The organism is Mesorhizobium sp. WSM4850 (genome assembly GCF_055811735.1).
Window position 1 is genome coordinate 1 of sequence record NZ_JBVVPV010000108.1, and the last position, 4,536, is coordinate 4,536.

4 protein-coding genes are annotated in these 4,536 nt (G+C 65.9%); 1 reads left to right on the top strand and 3 read right to left on the bottom strand.

Annotated elements, in window-relative coordinates; translation table 11 throughout:
* Positions 1-71: 71 nt before the first annotated feature.
* Complete coding sequence (locus tag AC0L2Z_RS34920; RefSeq protein WP_112564953.1) at positions 72-305, bottom strand: DUF2093 domain-containing protein; 234 nt, start codon at positions 303-305, stop codon at positions 72-74.
* 143 nt (positions 306-448) lie between these two features.
* A complete protein-coding gene (locus AC0L2Z_RS34925; RefSeq protein WP_473630583.1) occupies positions 449-1,375 on the bottom strand; it encodes a LysR substrate-binding domain-containing protein in 927 nt (308 codons plus the stop codon).
* An 89-nt stretch (positions 1,376-1,464) separates the two neighbouring features.
* Between AC0L2Z_RS34925 and AC0L2Z_RS34930 the strand changes: the two genes are divergently transcribed.
* Positions 1,465-2,358, top strand: a complete 894-nt coding sequence (locus tag AC0L2Z_RS34930) for a DMT family transporter (protein ID WP_473630584.1) — start codon at positions 1,465-1,467, stop codon at positions 2,356-2,358.
* Between the two features lie 207 nt (positions 2,359-2,565).
* Here AC0L2Z_RS34930 and mutL read toward each other — a convergent pair whose 3' ends face one another.
* Positions 2,566-4,425, bottom strand: a complete 1,860-nt coding sequence (mutL, locus tag AC0L2Z_RS34935; RefSeq protein ID WP_473630585.1) for a DNA mismatch repair endonuclease MutL — start codon at positions 4,423-4,425, stop codon at positions 2,566-2,568.
* Positions 4,426-4,536 lie beyond the last annotated feature (111 nt).

Here is a 4,536-nt window from a genome sequence, read left to right on the forward strand (position 1 = left end):
GTGGGGGAGATGCCCGGCAGGGCAGAGGGGGGCGCGAAGGATCGCTACTGAACGGCTTTGATGGCGCCGCCCTAACGTCGGCTGCGCAGTTCGGGATGTGTCTCGATCTCGCGGCGCAGCGAGGCCGCGGCACTCACATAGGGCTCCTGCCTGGCGACGCTCCAGTATTTGAGCTCATCGAGCGGGATGCTTTCGCCGGTGACCGCACAGCGCACGAAGGCGCCGGGGCTGGTCACCTGGAAGTCGCCGTCCAGGTAGCGGATACGGGCTTCCTTGCCGCCGGGGCCTTCAAAGCGATTCATCATGACATGGAGCCAAGGTTCATGACGATGTCATCGCCACAAAATGCCGGCAAGGTCAAGCTCCGAGCGAGGCAAGATTGGCTTCAGTCGGCTTCGTTTCGGACGGCAACCAGCCGAGCAGGCCGGCAAAGTGGATGCCCCGCATCCTACTGCTCGGCTGCGATGAAATCCTCGATCCTTTCCGCCGCCAGTCCGGCGTGGGCTGCGATGCGCCGGGCAAGCTCGGCTGCGGCGGCGCGCGGGCGCCCGATAGGCCGGTCGAGCCAGTAGGATATCGGGCTGAGGACGACGCGCTCGTCGACGGCGATGATACGGCCTGACTTCAGTTGATCCTCGGTCATCGGCGGCCGCGCCAGCGCGATGCCGAGACCATGGGCGGCGGCGCCGAGCACCAGATTGTAGTCCTCGAAACGGCGGTCCTGCGGACGCGGGCGATAGTCGATGTCCTGTGCGGCAAACCAGGCACGCCAGGCCGAGGCGTCGGAATCGTTGATCAGCGGGAATTTGAGCAGCCGGGCAGGGTCGCCTCGGCCGATCTCGCGGGCGAGGTCCGGCGAGGCGACCGGAAACACATGTTCCTCGAACAGCTGCACCGAGACGCGGCCGGGGATGCGGCCGCGTCCGCAGCGGATCGACAGATCGATGCCCTCGTCGGCAAGGTCCGCCTGGCGGATATCGACGTCGAGCACGATGCGCAGCCTGGACGGATTGTTTTCCAGCGCCGCCATGCGCGGCATCAGCCACAGCCCGCTGACCGAGGGAATCGAGGTCAGCCGCACCACGGCGGTGCCGCGCGGCTCGATCCAGCGGTCCGAATTGCTCGATATCAGCGCGAAGGCCTCAATGGTGCGCAGATGCAGGCGGTTGCCTTCGATCGTCAGCGAGACTCCTCGCGCGCCGCGATCGAACACTTTCAGCCCGAGCCAGTCCTCCAGCTTGGCGATCTGCCGGCTGACGGCGCCATGGGTGAGATTGAGCTTTTCGGCAGCGGCCGAAAAGCTGCCCGTCCGTGCCGCGGCGTCGAAGGCGCGCAGGGTTTCGAGCGGCAGCATCGCGTCTGAGCTGTGATCCATAGTCACAGCTGACTCTCGATTTGGTCGTTTGTCAACCGATCGGGAAAGGCGCTTTGTATGTTGAGAGCATGAAACGCGGGAATAATGAAATGAACGCTTGTACCGGCACGTTGAATACGACACAGCGGATCGACACCACGGCGGCCATTGCGGTGGCGTTGACAGTGGTCGGCTGGGCCTCCGCCTTTCCGGCGATCCGTGCCGGCCTCGTCGCTTTCGGGCCGCTGGAACTTGGCGCGCTGCGCTTCGCCATCGCGGCGGTGCCGGCGGCGATCTTCCTCGCCGTCAAGCGGCCGGCGCGGCCCCGGCTCGATGAATTGTGGCGCTTTGCCTTCGGCGGCGCCGTCTTCGTTGCGCTGTACACGGTAATGCTCAATTTCGGCGAGCTGACCGTTTCGGCGGGTGCCGCCGGCTTCATCATCAATGTCAGCCCGATCTTCACCGCGATCATGGCGATGGCGCTGCTTGGCGAACGCTTCTCGGGCCTGGCCTGGGCCGGCACATTGCTGTCCTTCGCCGGCATCGGCATCATCGCCATGGGCGAGGGGCAAGGGTTGCATTTCAACAATGGCGCGCTGCTGGTCCTCGGCTCGGCGCTGTGCTCGGCGGTCAACACCATCGTGCAAAAGCCGCTGTTTGCCAGCCATCATCCGCTGACCATTTCGGCCTCGAACATGCTGCTCGGCGCGCTCTGCCTGCTGCCCTTCCTGCCGAACGGCCTGGCGCAGGCGGCAGTTGCCGATACCGCCGGTCTCGGCGCCGTCGTCTTTCTCGGCATCGTGCCGAGCCTCATCGCCTACGCCGCCTGGGCGACAGCACTTTCCCGGCTGCCGGCGGCGCGTGCCTCGAATTTCCTTTATCTGGTTTCGCCGGTGGCGACGCTGATCGGCTTCTTCTGGCTAGGCGAGGTGCCGACGCTGCTCGGCATCATCGGTGGCGCGCTGGCGCTCGGCGGCGTCATCGTGGTGAATTTGAAGCGGTGAATCAGAGGGTTGGAGCTGTCTCTTGACTCGAAAAGAGCCGCTATACAGCGGCTCTTTTCAGACACCCCACCCCGCTGCTTTGCAGCGACCCTGCCCACAAGGGGGAGGGTAAGTTGCTTGCGAGGCGTCCGCGGCTAGGCTCCCTACCTCCCCCTTGCGGGGAGGTCGGACCGAAGGTCCGGTTGGGGTCTGCGCCCTGCACGTTCTTCATCGTCGCCCAAACAACCTCTCAATGTCGGCGAGCCTGAGCTCGATGTAGGTCGGGCGGCCGTGGTTGCAGGTGCCGGACCCGGGCGTCGCCTCCATCTGGCGCAGCAGTGCGTTCATCTCTTCCGGCTTGAGCAGGCGGCCGGAACGCACCGAGCCGTGGCAGGCCATGGTCGCGGCTATCCTGTCCAGCCGCTCTTTCAGCGTGTCGACGGTGTCGTTGTCGGCGATCTCGTCGGCAAGGTCGCGCACCAGCTGCTGGACATTGGTTTCGCCGAGCATCGACGGCGTCTCGCGCACCGCGACCGCACCCGGGCCGAAGCGTTCGACGGCGAGGCCGAAGCGGGCCAGTGTTTCGGAATGCAACGCGAGCCGTTCTGCATCCTCTTCCGGCAGATCGACGATCTCGGGCAGCAATAGCATCTGCGACGGCACGGCGCGCGAATGCAATGCGTTCTTCAGTGCCTCGTAGACCAGCCGCTCATGCGCCGCATGCTGGTCGACGATAACAAGCGAATCCCTGGTCTGCGCGACGATGTAGTTCTCGTGCACTTGCGCGCGTGCGGCACCCAGCGCCATGCCGAGCAGCGTCTCCGCCGCTTCGTCTTGTCCGGCGCGCGCGTCGGCGCTGTGAAGCGAACCGGCATCGAACGCCGCCTGATCGTTTTCGCCGAAGCCGCCATTGGCAAATCCTGCATCCAGCGGCCGTTGCGACGAGCGGGAAGGATCGAAACCGGCGAAGCCGGAGGCCCGGTAGGCCGCTTCGTAGCTGCGATGACCGTTGGCCGGTCCTGGATGCGCATAGGATGCTGCGCCTGGCCGGAATGCCGCCATCATGCCGGCCGCCCCTGATGTGGCGGCACGAATGCCGGCATTGGCCAGCGCCTCGCGAATGGCGCCAACGATCAGCCCGCGCACCAGCCCCGGATCGCGGAAGCGGACGTCGGCCTTGGCCGGGTGGACATTGACGTCGACGATGGCCGGATCGAGCGTCAGGAACAGCACCGTCACCGCATGGCGGTCGCGCGGCAGCACGTCGGCGAAGGCGCCGCGGATGGCGCCGGCGATCAGCTTGTCGCGCACCGGCCGGCCGTTGACATAGGCGTATTGCTGCAGCGCGTTGGCGCGGCTGAAGGATGGTATCGAAACGTGGCCGGCAAGATGCACCCCGTCGCGCATGGCGTCGATGGCGATTGCGTTGGCCGGAAAGTCAGCGCCCATCACTTGCGCGACGCGGCGCAGCTGGCCTTCCGGGCTGTCGTCGGTCGCCGGCAGTTCCAGCGTCGTGCGGTCGGAACCGGCCAGCGTGAAGCGCACGGCCGGGAAAGCGATCGCGATCCGCTTGATCACGTCGCTGGTCGCCGAGCTTTCGGCGCGCTCGCCCTTCATGAATTTGAGCCTCGCCGGCGTGGCGAAGAACAGGTCGCGCACCTCGACCGTGGTGCCGCGATTGGCAGCCGCCGGCTTGACGGCGGACACGCGCCCGCCCTCGATGCCGATCTCGGCGGCGCTGTCGCCGTTGGCGGTGCGCGAGCGGATCGACAGCCGCGCCACCGAGCCGATCGACGGCAGCGCTTCGCCGCGAAAGCCGAGCGAGCGGATGTCGTGAATGTCCTCAGTGAGCTTCGAGGTGCAATGGCGTGCGATCGCCAGCGGCAGTTCCTTTTCCGGGATGCCTGAGCCATCGTCGGTGACGCGGATCAGGTTCAGCCCACCGCCGGCGGTGACGATCTCTATTCTGGCTGCGCCGGCATCGAGTGCGTTCTCGACCAGTTCCTTGACCACGCTTGCCGGACGCTCGATGACTTCGCCGGCGGCGATCTGGTTGATCATCGTTTCGGAAAGCTGGCGAATGGGCATGGGGTACTATACGCGGATTCGAGGGCGGTTGGAGGGCTGAAATGTATTGACCTCTAGCAAGGGCAGCCAACTATAACCGCTGCGCTCCGTCCCACCCCCCTCTGGCCTGCC

Coding starts and splice junctions, on each gene's coding strand:
- AC0L2Z_RS34930 (WP_473630584.1), top strand. CDS start 1,465: ATGAACGCTTGTACCGGCACGTTGAATACGACACAGCGGATCGACACC.
- mutL (WP_473630585.1), bottom strand. CDS start 4,425: ATGCCCATTCGCCAGCTTTCCGAAACGATGATCAACCAGATCGCCGCC.
- AC0L2Z_RS34925 (WP_473630583.1), bottom strand. CDS start 1,375: ATGGATCACAGCTCAGACGCGATGCTGCCGCTCGAAACCCTGCGCGCC.
- AC0L2Z_RS34920 (WP_112564953.1), bottom strand. CDS start 305: ATGATGAATCGCTTTGAAGGCCCCGGCGGCAAGGAAGCCCGTATCCGC.